Below are 18,739 nucleotides of genomic sequence, written 5' to 3' on the forward strand. Positions count from 1 at the left end.
ACAGCATCCTATGATTCCCGCGGTTTGAAGCGGGAATCAATGGCTAGTAACGAAATTGTAAAACGGCCCGAAGCTGCAGGTGTAGCGGTGATTTTGTAGTTTACGGCTGTGCTTAATTTGAAGCAGAAACTCTATCTCGTAGTGATTAATGAATGAAAAACAATTCAATGCGTTCCTTTCCTCCCGCGATTACCGATCGCAAAATCCGTTTCGCGCTAGTCGGCTGCGGCCGCATCGCCAAAAATCATTTCGCCGCGATGAAACAGCATGAAGAGCGCTGCGAGTTGGTCGGCGTCTGCGACATCAATCCGCAAGCCTTGGAAGAGGCCGCAGGCGCGACGGGCGCCAGGCCGTTTAAGAATTTAAAAGATATGCTCGAAGGCTGCGATGCCGACGCGTTCATTCTGACCACGCCATCCGGTTTGCATTCGGAGCAGGGAATTCAGATTGCCCAGGCTGGTCGCCATGTGATTACTGAAAAACCGATGGCGACGCGCTGGGACGATGCCAAGCGCATGGTTGCGGCCTGCGATGCGGCCAGAGTACGTCTGTTCGTCGTCAAGCAAAATCGCCGTAACGCTACCTTGCAATTGCTGAAGCGCGCAGTCGAAAAAAACCGTTTCGGTCGTATCTACATGGTCAACCTGAATGTTTTCTGGACACGACCACAGGAATACTACGACAGCGCCAAGTGGCGGGGGACCTGGGAGTTTGATGGCGGCGCCTTCATGAACCAGGCCAGCCATTACGTCGACCTGATCGACTGGATCATCGGCCCGGTCGAAAGTCTGCACGCGTATACGGCCACGCTGGCGCGCGACATCGAGGTGGAGGATAGCGGCGTCGTTAGTGTGCGTTGGCGCAATGGCGCGCTCGGTTCGATGAATGTAACCATGTTGACCTACCCCAAGAACCTCGAGGGCAGCATCACCATTCTTGGCGAAAAAGGTACTGTCCGTATTGGCGGGGTCGCGGTTAATGAGGTGCAGCACTGGGAGTTCGCCGAGGCGGACGAGGACGACCAGAAAATCAAGGATGCCAGCTATCAGACCACCTCTGTCTATGGGTTTGGCCATCCGCTCTACTACGACAACGTCATCCGGGTACTGCGCGGAGAGTCCGAACCCGAGACCGACGGCCGCGAGGGCTTGAAATCGATGGAAGTCCTGATTGCCGCGTATCTGTCGGCGCGCGACGGCAAGCGGGTCGCGCTGCCGCTGGAGTACTGAGATGGCAGCCACGATTCATCCGAGTGCGATTGTCGACGATGGAGCGATTATCGGCGACGGCAGCCGGATCTGGCATTTCGTGCATGTCTGCGGTGGCGCACGTATCGGTGCCGGTTGCTCGCTGGGCCAAAACGTCTTTGTCGGCAGCGACGTCGTCATTGGCGATAACGTCAAGATCCAGAACAACGTCTCGGTTTATGACGCAGTAACGATCGAGGATGACGTATTTTGTGGCCCGAGCATGGTGTTCACCAACGTCTACAATCCGCGTTCGGCGGTGACGCGCAAGAACGAATACCGCAAGACGCTAGTCAGACGCGGCGCAACCCTGGGAGCCAATTGCACCATCGTGTGCGGTACCACCATCGGCGAATATGCGTTTATCGGTGCCGGAGCAGTCGTGAATCGCGATGTACCTGATTTTGCCCTCATGGCTGGAGTGCCGGCGCGTCAGATTGGCTGGATGAGCCGGTTTGGCGAGCGGCTGGATTTGCCGCTCAAAGGTGAAGGCGAAACTACGTGTCTCCATACTGGCGAGCGCTACGAACTAAAAGAGAATGTTTGTAGACTGATCTCCAATCAATAAAAGGGCAAATTCATGCAATTCATTGATCTCAAGGCTCAGTACAATGCCTTGCGCGAAAATATCAATGCCCGTGTCCAGGCAGTATTCGATCATGGTCAATATATTCTTGGGCCTGAAGTTTCCGAACTGGAGCAAAAACTAACCGGCTTTGTCGGCGCCAAACATTGCATTACTTGTGCCAACGGCACCGATGCCCTGCAAATCGCCCAAATGGCGCTCGGCATCAGTCCCGGCGATGAAGTCATCACACCGGGCTTTTCCTATATCGCGACGGCAGAGACTGTTGCGTTGTTGGGTGCAAAGCCAGTGTATGTCGACATCGATCCGCGTACCTACAACCTTGACCCGCAATTGCTTGAGGCGGCGATTACACCCAGAACCAAGGCAATTATTCCGGTATCGCTCTATGGCCAATGTGCGGATTTCGACGCCATCAATGCGATTGCCGCCAAATACGACATCCCGGTGATCGAGGATGCCGCACAGAGTTTCGGCGCCACCTACAAGGGCCGCCGCTCCTGCAATCTGACGACTATTGCTTGTGCCAGCTTTTTTCCCAGCAAGCCGCTGGGCTGCTACGGCGACGGCGGCGCCATCTTCACCAATGATGACCAGTTGGCTATGGTGCTGCGCCAGATCGCCCGCCATGGGCAGGATCGCCGTTATCACCACATCCGGGTTGGCGTCAACAGCCGGCTGGACACACTTCAGGCAGCCATCTTGCTGGCGAAACTGGAAGTCTTCGATGAAGAAATAGTACTGCGCCAGCAAGTGGCACAGCACTATGATCAGATCCTCGACGCAGCGGGAACCGTCGTTACACCCTATATCGAACAGCACAACACCAGCGTCTACGCGCAATACACGATTCGGGTAACGGACCGCACTGCGGTCGAGGCCAAGCTTAAGGAGGCTGGCATTCCGAGTGCGGTGCATTACCCGATCCCGTTAAACAAGCAGCCCGCCGTTGCAGATAATGCGGTCACGCTGCCAGTTGGGGATGAAGTAGCGCAGCAGGTATTGAGCTTGCCGATGCATCCATATTTGCTGGCGCAAGATGTGGCAGCCATCGTTGCGGCGATCCGCTAGGCGCGCGGTGTGTTGCTGGCTTCGGTAAAAAAGGCAATCCACGCCCGGCTAGATGCCCGTCACGGAATCGTGCATTCCGTGGGCATCTTGGTGGGCGGCACCGCCTTTGCCCAAGCGCTGGCGGTTCTTGCTCTACCGATTCTTACCCGGCTATACACGCCGGCAGATTTCAGCGTGTTGGCGGTGTATGCCTCGCTGCTGGGCATCCTTGCCGTGGTGGCCTGTCTGCGGCTTGAAATCGCCATTCCGATGCCGGAAAGAGATGAAGAAGCCGCCAGTTTATTGGCGCTGGCGCTCGCAAGTGCCACTGCATTCACGGCGCTGCTGGGCCTGCTAGTATTTTTCTGCGGGGACTGGATTGCTGTGCGTTTGAAAGTGTCCGCCATTGCCCCCTATCTATGGCTGGTGCCGTTGGGTACCTGGTTTGCGAGTGCCTATGCTGCAGTTCAGTTTTGGTCAACGCGGAAGAAGAAATTCCCTCGCATCGCGCGCGCGCGCATGGCGCAGACGGTTGGGGGGACGGCAATACAGATCGGTGGCGGCTTGGCAGGCGCCGGTCCCATCGGTCTTATGGTGGGGCAGATGGTGAATGGCGGCGCGGGATTTGTGGGATTGGTGTGCGATGCATGGCGCGAGGATCGCGCAGCACTTCGCAGTGTCACCGTGGCCAGCACATGGCAAGCACTGCGGAATTATTCCAAGTTTCCAAAATATTCGACGCTGGAGGCCTTAGCCAATAGCGCAGGCACGCAAATTCCCGTCATCATCATCGCCACCTTGGCGATAGGCCCGGAGGCGGGCTACCTGATGCTGGCGACCAAGGTGATGGCCGCTCCAATGGGGTTGATCGGTGGTTCGATTGCACAAGTGTATCTTGCGCATGCGCCAGAAGAATTGCGGGCGGGGCGGCTGGAGGAATTCACCACGCGTATTTTGGGCGGGCTGCTGAAGACGGGCGTGGGGCCGTTGATATTTGCGGGTATCGTTGCCGCCCCGGTATTTGCACTCTTGTTTGGTGCCGAGTGGCGCAGGGCGGGAGAGTTGGTGGGCTGGATGATGCCGTGGTTTGTGTTTCAGTTCGTGTCCTCACCAGTTTCCATGGTGACGCATGTTGCCGGAAAGCAAAAAACGATGCTGGGGCTGACTCTGCTTGGTGGTGGGGTAAGGGTTGGCGCAGTTTTTCTGGTAGGCAGAATGAATGTGGTGCTGTTGGCAGAGACCTATGCAATTGCATCGGCGATGGTGTATCTGCTGTATTTGATTGTTTTTTGTCGGATATCGGGTGTCGACTTTAGTGCTCTGGCCCGTGTTATGGAGAAGTGCTGGCGCATCCTGCTGTTGTGGGCGACATCAGGGGCGCTCTTTTTGGCGCTGTTTCGGCTGTTGTAATCCAATACTGGATCTGGATGAGAGGGTTCGAATTGTCATGGGCAAACCAATGAGAGGCAAAGAAAGGGAACAGTCACTGTCGCGAGATATTTATTACTCGGACGGCTATTTTGCGCTTACGCAACTGTGTTCGCTGTCCCAGCAAATACATGAGATCCATGCACTCAGGCCAAAAAGCATCCTTGAGGTAGGGATTGGAAATGGTTTTACGTCCACGTTCCTGAGACGGGCCGGATATCAGGTAACGACGGTGGATATTAACCCGGCATTGGAACCGGATATTTGTGCGCCACTAGATGAGGTCGCTACTCATATCAAGGGGGAGCGCTTTGACCTCGTCGTTTGCTGCGAAGTACTTGAGCACATGCCGTACGAGCAGTTCATTCCCAGTCTTGATCATCTCGGCGCGCTAGGAGAAAGATTATTTATGACGCTTCCAAATTATCGGGCATCAATCGGTCTGGGGGGATTTTTGCGGCTTCCGAAGATTTCACCGGTACTTTGGAATACATTTATTGACATTCCAAGGCCAAAGAAATTAGCAGCTGAGCATTTTTGGGAGGTTGGCTCGGAAAGGAAGACGTCGCGGAAGCAGATAATGAAAGAGCTTAAAGCCAAGTATCGATATGTTGTAGTCAAGAATTTTGCGTTGAATCCTTATCACATCGCGTTTTACGGCAGTCAATCATGAGGCTTAATTGAGGGTATTTTGCGTCGAATAAAATTATTACCATCCTCGGTGTACGCTCTCAATTCATCAAGGCGGCAGCGGTGTCGTGCGTGCTTGCACAATATGGTATCAATGAAGTACTAATCCATACTGGGCGACATTATGATGCCGGTATGTCGGATATCTTCTTCGAGGAAATGGATATTCCGTAGCCTGCCTATGATTTTGGCATCGGTGGCGGTGCGCATCATGCGATGGCCGGGCGGCAGCTTGAGAAAATCGAAGAAGTGCTACTGGCTGAAAAGCCGGATCGCGTGTTGGTGTAGGGTGACACCAATTCCGTACTGGCGAGTGGAAGGCTACATGGCTAAGGATAGTATTTCGTGATGTTTTATATCGGTAATACCTGCGATGGTAATATCCAATAGGCTTTGCAGCCATTGAATATTTATTGATCTATATGAAAATAATAACTATTACATTCAATGATTTAGGTATTTCCTGGGGGCCAGCAATCCATTTCCTGGAACTTTGGAATGCTTTGTTAGATGTTTGGCCTGGTTGTCAAGTAACTGGTTTCGCGCCATCTTGGACAAGGCGTCCACCTATAATCAATGCACGGTTCAAGTTACGAAGTGTCAGTGTCATCAATGTGCCAAAATTAAGACAGGTGTGCTTCGACACATTCATGGGGTTGTATTTATTGATGCGGGGTGGCCAATACGATCTTGTTTATATTCGTCTTAGTCATTGGCATTTTTTTGTTATTTTTTCCTTATGGATCATTCATGTTCCATTTGTTTTGGAATTGAATGGGCTGGCGCAGGAAGATTCGGTATCCGCGGGGAAGTTAAGTTTGATGAGGAATCTCATCTGCTGGCAGGAACGGTGGTTGGTCAGGAATGCGGCACGGTGCATTGCAGTAAGTGATGGCATTGCAGATGCTGTTCGTAAGCGTTACCAGCCTCGTGGTGCTGTTTTTACAATTACTAATGGTGTGGCTAAACAGTTCTTCATCAATAAACGGCCCTTGCGTGAACCGGGGCGATCATTGACAGTTATTTATGTGGGTACGTTTACACCTTGGGATGGCGCGGAAGACGTTGTAAGGCTGGCGCACCACTTTCCAGATATTTGTTTTCTTATGGTAGGTGATGGTGATGCGCGTGCACGCATACAGGCTGGCTCGCCCACCAATGTTCGGTATATGGGTAAGGTTGATTACTCGGATTTGCCTAAGCTTTATGCTTCAGCCGATGCAGCCATTGTGCTATACGAATATGAGAGGCACAGGAATGTGAAACTTTCGTCTCTCAAGACTTTGGAGTATGTGGCTTCGCGCTTGCCGGTTTTTACCACCGATACCCCAGGGCAGGAGTATATCGAGCAGAACCAGTTCGGCGTTTTGTTGCGCGAAGGCAGCAATGCAGTTTCTACATTTCGTCATTTTATTGCCGATGTTGATCGCTATGCGGCCAACTATGAGGATAGTGTTGATGGCATGTGCAGCCGCTATGGTTGGGTACGTACCGCTCAGGAAACTGCAGAATTAATAAGGACGCTGGCGACGCCTTCTGTTTCGTGTGCTGGCCGCTGAGTGCCTGATCGGGAGGACTTTTCTTATAAAGGGTTGGGCTATGAAGGAGCAAAGTAAGAATTACTGGCGCGACAGGCAGGTTTCATCACTATCTTTTTTTTCTAAGCTTAAGAGCATCAAATTTTTTGCGTGGCTTTTCTCCGTCAGGGGAGGAGATGAGTTGTTTTTGTCGCAGCAATTATATGGCAATGAGATTTGTCTTGATGTGGCTTGTGGTTGCGGAAAACAGGTATTGGTGGATCGCACAGCAGGAGTTTATGGGGTAGATATTCTTGGCTTTCCCTCTGATTTAGCAAGAGCGCGTGGCTACCTTAATGCTTTGCCGTACTTGGATGGCGGTCAGCTGCCGTATGAGCATCAGTTTGATGTTTTTACCTTCATAAATCTTAATGCGCATATTTCATTTGATGTGATGCGTAGATTGCTGAGTGAGTCGCTTCGTTGCTGCGGGGAGGGGGCGAGACTCATATTTGTGAATGAATATGATAATGATAGTGCGATATATAGGTTCATGAAGAAAGACTCGGAAAAATTTATTGCTTATGTTAATGGTTGTGAGCACTTTTTTTTTCACTATCAAGAGTACTTTGAGCAGTTTATGAGTGAATTTGACAGTCTTGAATTAGTTGCTACAAAAGTGATTGCAAGTAATCCACCGTTTACCCATTTTCTTGCGGTCAAGGGATGGCGAGTTCCAGGATTTATTTCATTAGGGATGGATTTGTTTATTAGCACATACAACAATTTTTTTGCTAGTAAAAAAGGTTCTGGATTCCTGGTTGGGCATGTCTATCGAGTTAAAGAAAGTGGCTCTTCAGATATTCCTGTAAGGTAATAGAAGTGACTCCGGAAATTTGAGTAGTTGGATAAGTGACCTACTTTGGTCATCACGTTACCAACGCCGTCGCGGAAGAATTGAATTCCAAGATTGCTATCTTCCAGAAGCGCGCTTGCGGTTATCGTAATCCGAACAACTTCAAGATCGTCGTTTATTTCCATTGTGGTGGACTCAACCTATATTTGGCCGCCGTGTCCTACACGAGAGCCGGATGAACCTAAATTTTGTGCGTGAAATGCGATGATAAGGGTTTTTCATATTATTGTTGGACTCAATATTGGCGGTGCTGAATTGATGCTCAAGCGCTTGCTCGAATCACATCTTGGCAACGGAAATTATCAGCACGAGGTTGTTTCACTCACTGGCGTTGGCAAGATAGGGCCACAACTGCAGGCTCTTGGCATTGAGGTTCATGCACTGGGCATGAGTTCTGCGCTGGATATCCCTCGTGTGATGTGGAGGCTGATGAACTTGATCCGCACTTCTTGTCCCGATATCGTGCAAACTTGGATGTATCACTCCGATCTCCTCGGGGGCATAGCGGCCCGGCTAGTCGGTTTAAAAAACGTCATATGGGGCATTCGAACCACCGATGCTGCTGCCGGTAGTACCCGCGCGACCGTTTGGATACGCTGGCTGTGTGCCAGGCTCTCTGGTTTGGTACCGCACACAATTGTATGTGCGGCGGAGGCTTCACGTCGGGTCCACGTGGCATTAGGCTACAGCGCCGCCCGCATGATGGTAGTTCCGAATGGATTCGATTTAGCGGGCTTGAACGTCACCCCGGCGCAAAAACTGGCGCTACGGAGCGAATGCGGTTGGGCGGAGGACACGTTGGTAGTGGGTACATTAGGGCGCTTTAATGCTGTGAAAGACCAGCGTAATTTCGTCAACGCTGCTGGCTTGTTGGCAAGGCAACACTCCGGCGTTCGATTTTTGATGGTGGGGCGCGACTGCGACCCCGCCAACGCTCAATTGACAGGGTGGATTGCCGCTACTGGATGCGCGGAGCGCTTTGTATTGCTGGGCGAGCGTAGCGATGCGCCAGTATGTTTGGCTGCCATGGATGTATTTTGCCTGTCGTCCCGAACAGAAGGCTTTCCCAATGTGGTTGGTGAAGCAATGGCAATTGGCAAGCCTTGCGTAGTCACTGATGTAGGTGATGCCGCCTATTTGCTTGGCGACTGCGGCGTGGTGGTACCCAAAGAAGATACCCCAGCGCTGGCCGCGGGCTTGTTTCATGTTTTAACTCTATCGGCCACCGATCGTGCCGCATTAGGCATAAAAGCACACGCCCGCATAGCTTCACAGTTCACCATTGAGCATACACGTGAACGATATGAGAGCTTGTATGTGCAAATGATGAATGTATAGAAAAGGGGGAGGCCTCATATGAAGCCTGGAGTTTGCCTGATTTGCTGTCTTTTCGGAAAATTTTATAACTATATACTTTGGCGAATCTATCGGTTTGATTGGTGGCATGCGTCCGCTCCATGGTCTTGCCGCCCGTATAAAAAACAGGTTGTCGAACTCGCCAACCACGCTGGAGCTTCTACGGTAATGGAAATAGGATGCGGCCTAGGCGAGATTATTTGTCGAATTCCTGCTGAACGAAGATTTGGTTTTGACGCAGACCCTACAGTGATCAAAGCGGGAAGTCGTATCGCTTCAAGGTCGGTAAATTTTCATGTTGCATCCCTTTCTGAAATCGATAAATTGCAGAAGGCTTGTAATTATCCTGTTGACCTTCTGATTATGGTTAATTGGCTGCACAATATTAAATCTTTAGAAATTAAAGAAGCTGTTATGTCAATAAAGGAACGAATTGGATTGCGTTATTTGCTCGTCGATGAAATAAAAAAGGGATCTAATGGATATAGATATAATCATGATGCCGATTTTCTTTCTTCTCTTGGGCGTATTGCCAAAACGATAGATGCTATTGACGGCGTCCGCCGCCTCCATTTAATCGAAATTTCGTGTAATGAGTAAATACATAATTCGTCTTGACGACATTACTCCGACCATGGCATGGACGAAGTTTGAACAGTTGGAAAAAACTCTTCTTAAATACAACGTAAAACCTATTCTTGGTGTGGTTCCATCAAATAAAGATAAAAAATTAGTAGTTGAGCCGACGCGTGAAGATTTTTGGAGTGTGGTGAGACAATGGGCTGCTAGCGGGTGGTCGATTGCGCAGCACGGTTATACACATGAGTACGTAACTTCAGACGCCGGTCTATTGAGAATAAATCGCAGATCGGAGTTTGCAGGTCTGTCATATGGTGAGCAAATTGAAAAACTAGAGGCAGGAAAAAAAATAATGGTTGCCAATAAAATTTGGCAACCACTATTCATGGCTCCAGCACATTCTTTTGATAGGATAACTGTTTCTGCCCTGAGCGATCTTGGGTTTAGAGCATTAACGGACGGATACGGGATTTATCCATATAAGATCGGTAACTTACGTGTACTTCCGCAGTTGTTTTCTTCGCCAATACAGTTTGGTTTTGGTATTTATACTATTTGTCTGCACATCAATAATATGACAGTAAGGGAGATCGAGAAAATTAAATTATTTATTGAGTTAAATAAAAAACATTTTATTTCTTTTGAAGACGCCCTTGCTGTTAGAGATGTACCAATTGTGGGCACCTCTGCTAGATATATTTCTGAAATTGGCCTGCGTACAATTCGCAATATAAGGCGTGGGGCATAGGCTGTTATGTGTGGTCTTGCTGGATTTCTTGGCGGCTCTTCTTCTTATCAAGAATCTGACACACTTGTCAGGATGCTTGAGGTGATTACACACCGTGGCCCGGACGGTTCGGGGCTTTGGTTTGATGGAGAACAGGGTTTTGCGTTGGGACATCGGCGCCTTGCGGTCCTCGATTTATCATCTACCGGGCATCAGCCCATGCTTTCCGCAAGCGGAGTGTTCGTGCTGGCTTTCAATGGCGAAATTTACAATCACTTGGCGCTGCGTGGAGAACTCGAATCTGTGGGGAGGGCGCCGGCTTGGCGCGGTCATTCCGATACCGAGACGTTGCTGGCGTGCTTCGACGCTTGGGGCGTTGGGGTGACGGTAGAAAAATGTACCGGTATGTTTGCATTTGCGGTATGGGATAAGCAGACGCGCACGCTGACGCTGGGGCGGGACCGGTTGGGTGAAAAGCCGCTTTATTACGGCTGGCAGGGGTGCGGGGAAGGCGCGGTGTTTTTATTTGGGTCTGAACTCAAGGCCCTCAAGGCCCATCCGACGTTTGCCGCAGAAATCGACCGTGGCGCGCTCTGCTTGCTGATGCGCCATGGCTACATTCCAGCGCCGCATAGCATTTATCGCGACATTGCCAAGCTGCCGCCTGGCTGCCTGCTGTCGGTGTCGCTGGCGGATCGGATGCCGCGGTTAATCACATACTGGAGCGGTAAGGCGGCGGTGGAACAAGGGCTGGCGCAGCCATTTGCCGGTACGCCGGAGCAGGCTGTCGATGCGTTGGAGTCGATGTTGAAAGATGCGGTGCGTCAGCAAATGGCGGCCGACGTGCCGTTGGGCGCATTTTTGTCGGGTGGCGTGGATAGCAGCACCGTGGTTGCCTTGATGCAGGTAGTGGCCAAGGAGCAGGGCGGCCACCCCGTAAAAACCTTCACCATCGGTTTTGGCGAGGCCGGCTACAACGAGGCCGAGCATGCCAAAGCCGTGGCACGGCACCTCGGTACAGATCATACCGAGCTGTATGTCTCGCCACGGCAGGCGCTGGATGTCATTCCCAAGTTGCCGAACCTGTACTGCGAACCGTTCGCGGATTACTCGCAAATCCCGACGTTTTTGGTCAGCCAACTGGCGCGTCGGCATGTCACCGTGTCGCTTAGCGGTGATGCTGGGGATGAGCTGTTTGGCGGCTACAACTCGTATGTGCTGGGCCAGCAGTTGTGGCACAAGCTGCAGCGTCTGCCGGTGGGAATGCGTCGTGTCTTGGCCGGCGCGTTGACGAGCCTGTCGCCCTCCACGTGGAACCGGTTATTGGGGCCGATGCAGAGTCTGCTACCCGTAAGTCTTGCGCGGGCCAATATTGGCGACAAGCTGCATAAAGGCGCAGGGGTGCTGGCTGCCGGTAGTGCGGTTGAGTTGTACCGCTTGCTGGTGAGTCAATGGACCGATCCGGCTGGCGTGGTGATCGATGGCGCTGAATCATCCTCCGTGCTTACCGACTCTGGTCGGCAGCCTGCCACCGATCATTTCGTCCATCAGATGATGGCGCTGGATATGCTGAGCTATCTGCCGGACGGCATTTTATGTAAGGTGGACCGTGCAGCCATGGGCGTCAGTCTCGAAACGCGCGTGCCGCTGCTGGATCATCGGATTGTCGAATTCGCCTGGGGCTTGCCGCTGGCGTATAAGCTGCGTAATGGTGTTGGCAAATGGCCGCTGCGTGAAGTGTTGTATCGGCATGTGCCGCGCGAACTGATCGAGCGCCCAAAGATGGGGTTCGGGATTCCGTTGCACGAATGGCTGCGCGGCCCATTGCGCGAATGGGCCGAAAATTTGCTGGGGGAGCAACATCTTCGTCAGGAAGGCTATTTTTATCCTGGGCCGATTCGGCAAAAGTGGGCGGAACATTTGAGCGGGCAGCGCAACTGGGGGCCGCACCTGTGGAATGTCCTGATGTTTCAGGCTTGGCTTGAAGAGAGTCGCTAACGATGGTGCCTTACTGGTTCTTGTTTTTTCTGGTGGCGTGGCGCGCCACCACGCGCCTGCGGCCAGTGCGAGTCCGGGCAGCCTACTGGCCTGACTGGTGGCTCGTGGTATTTGCGCTTCTGGTGTTGATGATCGGGCTGCGCCATGAGGTCGGAGGAGATTGGTTTAATTACCTTGGCTACGTCAGACAAGCGGGCTACCAGTCGTTTCGGGAGGCTGTTTCCAGTAGCGATCCGGCCTATGGAATGCTCAACTGGATTGCGGCCCAGACGAAGCTTGGACCTTATTTTGTCAATACCGTCTGTGCGGCGCTATTTGCCTGGGGTTTGGTGACGTTTTGTCGAGCCCAGCCGCGGCCCTGGCTGGCGCTGGTGGTGGCAGTGCCGTATCTGGTAACGGTGGTGGCCATGGGTTATACGCGTCAAGGGGTAGCGATCGGCCTTGCCATGCTGGCGCTGGTGGCACTGTCAGATCAAAAAATACTGCGTTTCGTGGCGTTTGTGGCGCTGGCGGCGACGTTTCATAAATCGGCGGTAATCTTGATGCCGCTGGCCGCATTGGCCGGGACCCGGCATCGGATCTGGATGGTGTTATGGATAGGCTTGGCTTCCTTGCTATTTTTTTTGCTGTTGCTGCAGGGGTCGGTGGAGGCACTGGCCGCCAACTATATCGGGGCGCAATACGATTCGTCCGGGGCAGCCATCCGCGTGGCCATGAATGCGTTGCCGGCGGCGTTGTTCCTGTTTTATCGCCAACGCTTTGAAATGCCGCAGGAAGACCGGGCGTTCTGGAGCTGGATGTCGCTGGGGGCGCTGGGCTTTGTGGGGTTGTTGGTGGTGTCGCCGTCCTCCACGGCGGTGGATCGGGTCGCCCTGTACTGGATTCCGCTGCAGTTGTTTGTGTTATCGCGCCTGCCCAATGTTTTGGGAAAACGCGAGGGTCACAATGTTATTTGGGTAGGCGCCGTGGTGGCCTACAGCGCGGCGGTGCTGTTTGTCTGGTTGGTCTTTGCATCCCATGCATTTGCCTGGCTGCCTTACCAGTTTTATCCGTGGGTACTGCTGTGGCGCTAACCTGATTTGGCGAGGCAGTTTTTTGGGTGAGGACGTGTGTCGAAGAATCGGTTGTCCGGAATATGCCGAAGGCCGACTGGCCTTGACTAAACTGCTGCACCTGGTTGCGATTCATGGCAAAACCGGAATGCTGATGGAGTGGTTTGCACAGTTGTCCCGTGGTAATTAACGAAGGTGTTATTGGGAGTATCATTATTAATGTAACGGTTTCCGTTATCAATCGTTGCAGATTTAAAAATACTGTAAACCAGTATCTGGAAATAAGCTATTTCATCGGCGTCAAATATTAAAATGTGAACTATGCATACAAGAAAAATTTCTGTTGTAGGACTTGGCTATGTCGGCCTGCCCGTGGCGGTGGCTTTCGGCAAGCAAGCCAGGACGATTGGCTTTGATGTCAATGCGGCACGGCTGGTCGAGTTACGGGATGGTGTGGATCGTACCAATGAAGTTGATGCTGCCGATTTGGCGCGCTCAGATATCGTCTTCACCGCTGACCCGGAGCAGTTGGCGACTGCCGACTTTCATATTGTGGCGGTGCCGACGCCGGTCAATGATGCGCATCAGCCGGATCTGACGCCGGTTGAGCGCGCCTCGGAAACGGTAGGGCGCGCGCTGAAAGAAGGCGACATCGTGGTTTACGAGTCCACGGTTTATCCCGGCGTAACCGAAGACGTGTGTGTGCCGATTCTGGAGCGGGTGTCTGGCCTGAAGTGCGGCGTGGATTTTACGGTTGGCTATAGCCCGGAGCGGATCAACCCCGGTGACAAGGAACACACGTTCACAAAAATCACCAAGGTGGTTTCAGGGCAGGATGCCGCAACGCTGGATGTGATTGCTGCGGTCTATGAATCGGTGGTCACGGCGGGGGTGCACCGCGCGGCTACGATCAAGGTCGCGGAAGCTGCGAAGGTGATCGAGAACACCCAGCGCGATTTGAATATCGCCTTGATGAACGAGTTGTCGCTGATTTTTGATCGGATGGGGATCGATACCAACAGTGTGCTGGAAGCTGCCGGGACCAAATGGAATTTCCTCAAGTTCAAACCCGGCCTGGTGGGCGGCCATTGCATCGGGGTTGACCCGTATTACCTGACGCACAAGGCAGAAATGCTTGGTTACCATCCGTTGGTGATTCTTGCTGGCCGGCGCATTAACGATGGTATGGGCGCATATGTTGGGCAACAGACCATTAAACAACTGATTCATGCAGGGCACGATGTTGGCCGCTGCACGGTGACCGTGCTCGGCCTGACCTTCAAGGAAAATTGCCCGGACCTGCGGAACTCGAAGGTGATTGACGTGATTCGCGAACTGCAATCCTTCGGGCTGGAGGTGCAGGTTTGCGACCCGGAAGCGGACGAAGCCAAGGCCAAGGAAGAATATGGCGTGAAGTTGACATCGCTGGATCGGTTGCGACCATCGGAAGCGGTGGTTGTTGCGGTGGCGCATAAGGATTTTTCCCAGTTGGGCGTCACGGATTATTTGCGCATGCTGAAAAACAACCCGGTCGTAATTGACGTTAAAGGAATTTGTAATCAGGTGGATTTCGCCGCTGCCGGTATCCGGCTTTGGCGTCTGTGAGAAGGAACCGGATGACTGCTTACCAGGACAAGCAACAAGAGTTGCGCGCCGATCGGAAAACGTGGCTGATCACCGGTGTCGCCGGTTTTATCGGCTCGAATTTGCTGGAGGCATTACTCAAGCTGGATCAACGGGTTATCGGGCTCGATAACTTTGAAACGGGTTTTCGCAAAAATCTGGAGTGGGTGCAGGAGTTGGTGCGTCCCGAGCAATGGGAGCGTTTCCGCTTTCATGAGGGCGATATCCGTGACCTGGATGCGTGTCGCCAGGCGGTCGCCGGCGTTGATTATGTGCTGCACCAAGCGGCTCTGGGCAGTGTGCCGCGCTCGCTGGAAAACCCGATCCGTACCAATGAAATCAATATCTCGGGTTTTCTGAACATGCTGACGGCCAGCCGTGATGCCAAGGTACGGCGGTTTGTGTATGCGGCGTCCAGCTCGACTTATGGCGATCATCCCGGCTTACCAAAAGTGGAAGACCGGATTGGCAAGCCGCTGTCGCCATATGCCGTGACCAAGTACGTTAACGAGCTTTATGCGGATGTTTTTGGGCGCTGCTATGGCCTGGAGACGATCGGCTTGCGATATTTCAATGTATTCGGTCCGCGGCAGGATCCGGATGGCGCGTATGCGGCGGTCATGCCCAAGTGGTTCAGCAGTATTTTGCGCGAGCAGCCGGTGTTTATTAATGGCGACGGGGAAACCAGCCGGGACTTTTGCTATGTAGCGAACGTTGTGCAGATGAATGTGCTGGCCGCCACTGTTCAGAATCCGGATGCAGTGAACCAGATCTATAACGTAGCCTTGGGAGATCGCACCACGTTGAACGAACTTTTCGACGCGATCCAGAAATTGGTCTTTGAGCGATGCCCTGAGCTTGGTATCACGCCACCGATATACAGGGATTTTCGCGCCGGGGATGTCAGGCATTCACAAGCGGACATTCAAAAAGCGCAACAGTGCCTGGGCTACGCGCCGACGCACCGGGTTCAACAGGGGCTGGCAGAAGCTGCCGATTGGTATATCGAGAATGTTTCTACGGTGGCGATGTGACGGCACCCAGACCGACGGTCGCGATTACTTCCAATACGGCATGGTACGTTTTCAACTTCAGGCGCGGCCTGATCAAGCTGTTGCAGGACGAGGGGTACCAGGTCGTGGTGTTTGCGCCTACCGACGAGTATGTGCCCCGTTTGGCGGACTTGGGGTGCACATATTTTGAGATAAGGATGCAGAACGCCGGCGCAAACCCCTTCAAGGATATTTCAGTTGCCTGGCAGTATTGGAAACTCATTAAAAAAAGCGGTGCGGATCTGCTTTTGACCTATACGCCGAAGGCTAATATCTATGGCGCAATCGCGGCGAAATGTGCCGGGGTGCCTGTAATTTCCAATGTGTCGGGATTGGGGCGGGCATTTATCAATCCGAACTGGATTACCGTCATTGTTCGCCTTCTGTACCGATTTTCCCTCAGGTTTCCGGAAAAGGTTTTTTTTCAGAATTCCGACGACAGGGATTTTTTCCTGGGCGCAGGCCTGGTGCGGGTGAGGCAGGCAGGTCTTCTGCCTGGATCGGGTGTCGATCTGGAGTTCTTCCAGCCGGCGGAGTTGCCGAAAAATTCCGGAAAATTTGTTTTCTTGCTGGTCGCGCGAATGCTCTGGGACAAGGGCATTGGCGAGTTCGTTGCAGCGGCCAGGAAAGTGAAGAAAAAATACCCTGATGCCCGGTTCCGGCTGGTTGGGTTTCTGGATATCGATAACCCATCCGCGATTTCACGCGGGCAAATGGGCAAGTGGGTGGAGGAGGGCGTGGTTGAATACCTGGGTTCGACCGATAATGTGCGCGAATGTTTTGCCCAGGCGGATTGTGCCGTGCTTCCTTCCTATCGCGAGGGAACGCCGAAAACACTGCTGGAGGCTGCCAGCATGGGGGTGCCGGTCATTACCACCAATGCCGTTGGCTGCCGTGACACGGTTGATGACGGTGTTAGCGGTTTCCTGTGCCGGGTAAAGGATGTGGACGACCTGGCCGACTGTATGTCGCGGATATTGGATTTGTCGGCGCCTGATCTCAGGAAAATGGGCTTGGCGGGCCGCGAAAAAATGCAGCGGGAGTTTGATGAAAAGCTCGTTTTTAACGCTTATCTTGAACAAATCATCAAAATTTTTCGGCAGAAAAATATCCTGGCGTCACATCGGATCGAAGAAATATCAGTAGAATAGAACTCCCGCATCCGCGCTGTTTCATTCCGGGCGAACCCGGGGGTCCAGTTGTTTTATTTTGGTCAATTTCCCGGCAGGCCGGGCGCCGGCACGGCCGTACATCAGCAACCACCTTGGTGTTTTGAAGCGAACAATACGGTCGTATAGCCAGAGGTAGGTAAGAATGTGCAGGATGACGAATCCGCACAGAACCAGGCTGTTATCCCAAAATAGAATTGCGGGAATAACCGCAAACAGATGCAGCACCCAAAGATAAGGCGAGGTTGCTGAATTCCCTCTGCTCCTGAGGGATGTCGTACCGTCATCGACATTCCAGCGAACCCATCGTTTATGGATCAACTGGTGCAAGTGCAGCGCATCCGGTACGCCCGGCGAGATGCCTTTGATGAACTTGCGCCGATAAATGGTGAATATGGTTTCAAAAACCGGGTAAATCATTAACAGCAATGGGAAAACAACCGATACCGTTGCGTTTCGTTCGTTCAGAAGAACTGACAGTTCCGCAATGATGAACCCCACCAGGTAGGCGCCGCCATCTCCCAGGAAAATTTTCGCCTTGGGGTAATTCCAGATTAAAAATCCACCGACCGCGCCGGCACAAATCATCGCGAACACGAAAACCGTATGATCTCCGACCAGGCTGGCAACAAAGCCGAGCGCAAAAAGCGTGGTCATGGACACGAATCCGGAAAGTCCGTTGAAACCATCAATCAAGTTTACGGCGTTGGCCACCCCGGCGACCGCGAATATGGTCAGAAGAAGCGAGATATAGGTAACTTGGAGCAGCTCATCTACTGGAGGAATATCGAAGGTTTGAAGCTGGACATTCAGCAGAAAAAAACCTATCGAGGCTGAACACATGGCTGCAATCAGCCGCATGCGCGCGCTGACCCGTTTCGTCAAGTCTTCAACAAATCCAACGACGAAAACTAGAAAGCAGGGGAGGAGAAACAGAAAATAAAAGCGAACATCGCGAGAGTCGGTTACCCACAGCCAAATACCGGCGGTGACCATTGCAAAAAAAATTCCAACCCCACCGATGCGCGGTACCGGAGTTTCATGGAATTTCTGAACGCCGTGCAGATCGTAGTCGGCCGACAGCCACAGGTGAACGTGGCTGTAGCGTACGATCAGGAGCGTTGCAAGCACGGAAAAAAAGAATGAAACAATCAGTATTTGCATACATCGTCAGTTGAATCGTGTGTGATATGTCGTCAGCCATGAAGGCGGTTTGGTTCTGAGCAAAGGCACGTATATGGCCATAGGGTATGGCCGGCTAAACCACCGATGTCTCTATCAGAAATGCGATGAATATGCACGCGGCGGTGAGGCTCAGGAGTAGCACAGCCCCCGCCGAACAATCTTTGGCTAACCGTATGGCAGGATGCCGTTCCGGATTCAGATGGTCGAGCGCGTGTTCCAGTGCGGTATTGAAAAGTTCTGCGGCCAGCACCAGGCCACAGTTCAGTAATAGCAATGCCCACCAGATCATGGAAGGTCTGCGCCAACCGAGGATGAATACGACACCCAGCGCGATAACACACTGCTGGCGAAAACTCTTTTCGCCGCGCCAGGCCGTAGCGATTCCGTGAATCGCAAAACCAAGACGGCGGTGAAAAGATTGGTTCTTCATGGGAGATGGCGGCCTATCGATTCAGGACGGTCAGCTCATAGTTAGATGGCTCAAGCAAAACGGCAACCATACGACCGCCACAAAGCACTGTCTGCCTGGAGCTTGCATCCAGGCAGACAGTGCTTTGTACCGGT

At 52.5% G+C, this 18,739-nt stretch carries 18 protein-coding genes; 16 read left to right on the forward strand and 2 right to left on the reverse strand.

From position 1 onward, the window contains the following. Positions 1-167: 167 nt before the first annotated feature. The 16 genes from ACK2VC_RS16640 to ACK2VC_RS16715 all read left to right on the forward strand — a co-directional run bounded on the left by ACK2VC_RS16640 (position 168) and on the right by ACK2VC_RS16715 (position 16,972). On the forward strand, positions 168-1,229 hold the full coding sequence (locus ACK2VC_RS16640; protein WP_486733269.1) for a Gfo/Idh/MocA family protein: 1,062 nt from the start codon (positions 168-170) through the stop codon (positions 1,227-1,229). Between the two features lies 1 nt (position 1,230). Beyond that, positions 1,231-1,815, forward strand: coding sequence for an acyltransferase (locus ACK2VC_RS16645; protein WP_486731489.1), 585 nt, complete (start codon positions 1,231-1,233; stop codon positions 1,813-1,815). 12 nt (positions 1,816-1,827) lie between these two features. Beyond that, complete coding sequence (locus ACK2VC_RS16650) at positions 1,828-2,904, forward strand: DegT/DnrJ/EryC1/StrS family aminotransferase (RefSeq protein ID WP_486731490.1); 1,077 nt, start codon at positions 1,828-1,830, stop codon at positions 2,902-2,904. A gap of 9 nt (positions 2,905-2,913) precedes the next feature. Beyond that, positions 2,914-4,293, forward strand: a complete 1,380-nt coding sequence (locus ACK2VC_RS16655; RefSeq protein WP_486731491.1) for a lipopolysaccharide biosynthesis protein — start codon at positions 2,914-2,916, stop codon at positions 4,291-4,293. 37 nt (positions 4,294-4,330) lie between these two features. After that, positions 4,331-4,984, forward strand: coding sequence for a class I SAM-dependent methyltransferase (locus ACK2VC_RS16660; RefSeq protein WP_486731492.1), 654 nt, complete (start codon positions 4,331-4,333; stop codon positions 4,982-4,984). Positions 4,985-5,423: 439 nt separating this feature from the next. Continuing rightward, positions 5,424-6,560, forward strand: a complete 1,137-nt coding sequence (locus tag ACK2VC_RS16665; protein ID WP_486733270.1) for a glycosyltransferase — start codon at positions 5,424-5,426, stop codon at positions 6,558-6,560. Positions 6,561-6,600: 40 nt separating this feature from the next. Continuing rightward, entirely contained in the window at positions 6,601-7,395 is a 795-nt protein-coding gene (locus tag ACK2VC_RS16670; RefSeq protein WP_486731493.1) for a class I SAM-dependent methyltransferase, read from the forward strand. A gap of 35 nt (positions 7,396-7,430) precedes the next feature. Further along, positions 7,431-7,613, forward strand: coding sequence for a transposase (locus ACK2VC_RS16675; RefSeq protein ID WP_486731494.1), 183 nt, complete (start codon positions 7,431-7,433; stop codon positions 7,611-7,613). A 25-nt stretch (positions 7,614-7,638) separates the two neighbouring features. After that, the gene (locus ACK2VC_RS16680) at positions 7,639-8,772 is read left to right on the forward strand and encodes a glycosyltransferase family 4 protein (protein WP_486731495.1); all 1,134 of its coding nucleotides are present in this window, start codon (positions 7,639-7,641) and stop codon (positions 8,770-8,772) included. 18 nt (positions 8,773-8,790) lie between these two features. Beyond that, positions 8,791-9,390: a class I SAM-dependent methyltransferase gene (locus ACK2VC_RS16685; RefSeq protein ID WP_486731496.1), complete on the forward strand. Its 600-nt coding sequence runs from the start codon at positions 8,791-8,793 to the stop codon at positions 9,388-9,390. Then, positions 9,383-10,117 carry a DUF2334 domain-containing protein gene (locus tag ACK2VC_RS16690; protein WP_486731497.1) on the forward strand — a complete coding sequence of 245 codons (735 nt, stop codon included), beginning with the start codon at positions 9,383-9,385 and terminating at the stop codon, positions 10,115-10,117. Before ACK2VC_RS16685 ends, ACK2VC_RS16690 begins: the two co-directional genes overlap by 8 nt. Positions 10,118-10,123: 6 nt before the next feature. Then, the gene (asnB, locus tag ACK2VC_RS16695; RefSeq protein WP_486731498.1) at positions 10,124-12,094 is read left to right on the forward strand and encodes an asparagine synthase (glutamine-hydrolyzing); all 1,971 of its coding nucleotides are present in this window, start codon (positions 10,124-10,126) and stop codon (positions 12,092-12,094) included. Between the two features lie 2 nt (positions 12,095-12,096). After that, positions 12,097-13,167 (forward strand): EpsG family protein, encoded by a 1,071-nt coding sequence (locus ACK2VC_RS16700; RefSeq protein WP_486731499.1) that lies wholly within the window; start codon positions 12,097-12,099, stop codon positions 13,165-13,167. Positions 13,168-13,467: 300 nt separating this feature from the next. After that, the gene (locus ACK2VC_RS16705) at positions 13,468-14,751 is read left to right on the forward strand and encodes a nucleotide sugar dehydrogenase (protein WP_486731500.1); all 1,284 of its coding nucleotides are present in this window, start codon (positions 13,468-13,470) and stop codon (positions 14,749-14,751) included. Positions 14,752-14,762: 11 nt separating this feature from the next. After that, positions 14,763-15,803, forward strand: coding sequence for an SDR family oxidoreductase (locus tag ACK2VC_RS16710; RefSeq protein ID WP_486731501.1), 1,041 nt, complete (start codon positions 14,763-14,765; stop codon positions 15,801-15,803). Further along, positions 15,800-16,972, forward strand: coding sequence for a glycosyltransferase family 4 protein (locus ACK2VC_RS16715; protein WP_486731502.1), 1,173 nt, complete (start codon positions 15,800-15,802; stop codon positions 16,970-16,972). The genes ACK2VC_RS16710 and ACK2VC_RS16715 overlap by 4 nt, the downstream gene beginning before the upstream one ends. Positions 16,973-16,993: 21 nt before the next feature. Here the strand turns inward: ACK2VC_RS16715 and ACK2VC_RS16720 are convergent, their stop codons facing one another. Beyond that, complete coding sequence (locus ACK2VC_RS16720) at positions 16,994-18,154, reverse strand: glycosyltransferase family 4 protein (protein WP_486731503.1); 1,161 nt, start codon at positions 18,152-18,154, stop codon at positions 16,994-16,996. A 94-nt stretch (positions 18,155-18,248) separates the two neighbouring features. Next, the gene (locus ACK2VC_RS16725) at positions 18,249-18,605 is read right to left on the reverse strand and encodes a diacylglycerol kinase (RefSeq protein WP_486731504.1); all 357 of its coding nucleotides are present in this window, start codon (positions 18,603-18,605) and stop codon (positions 18,249-18,251) included. Between the last annotated feature and the right edge of the window lie 134 nt (positions 18,606-18,739).

It is taken from the genome of Herbaspirillum sp. WTB6 (assembly GCF_057457785.1).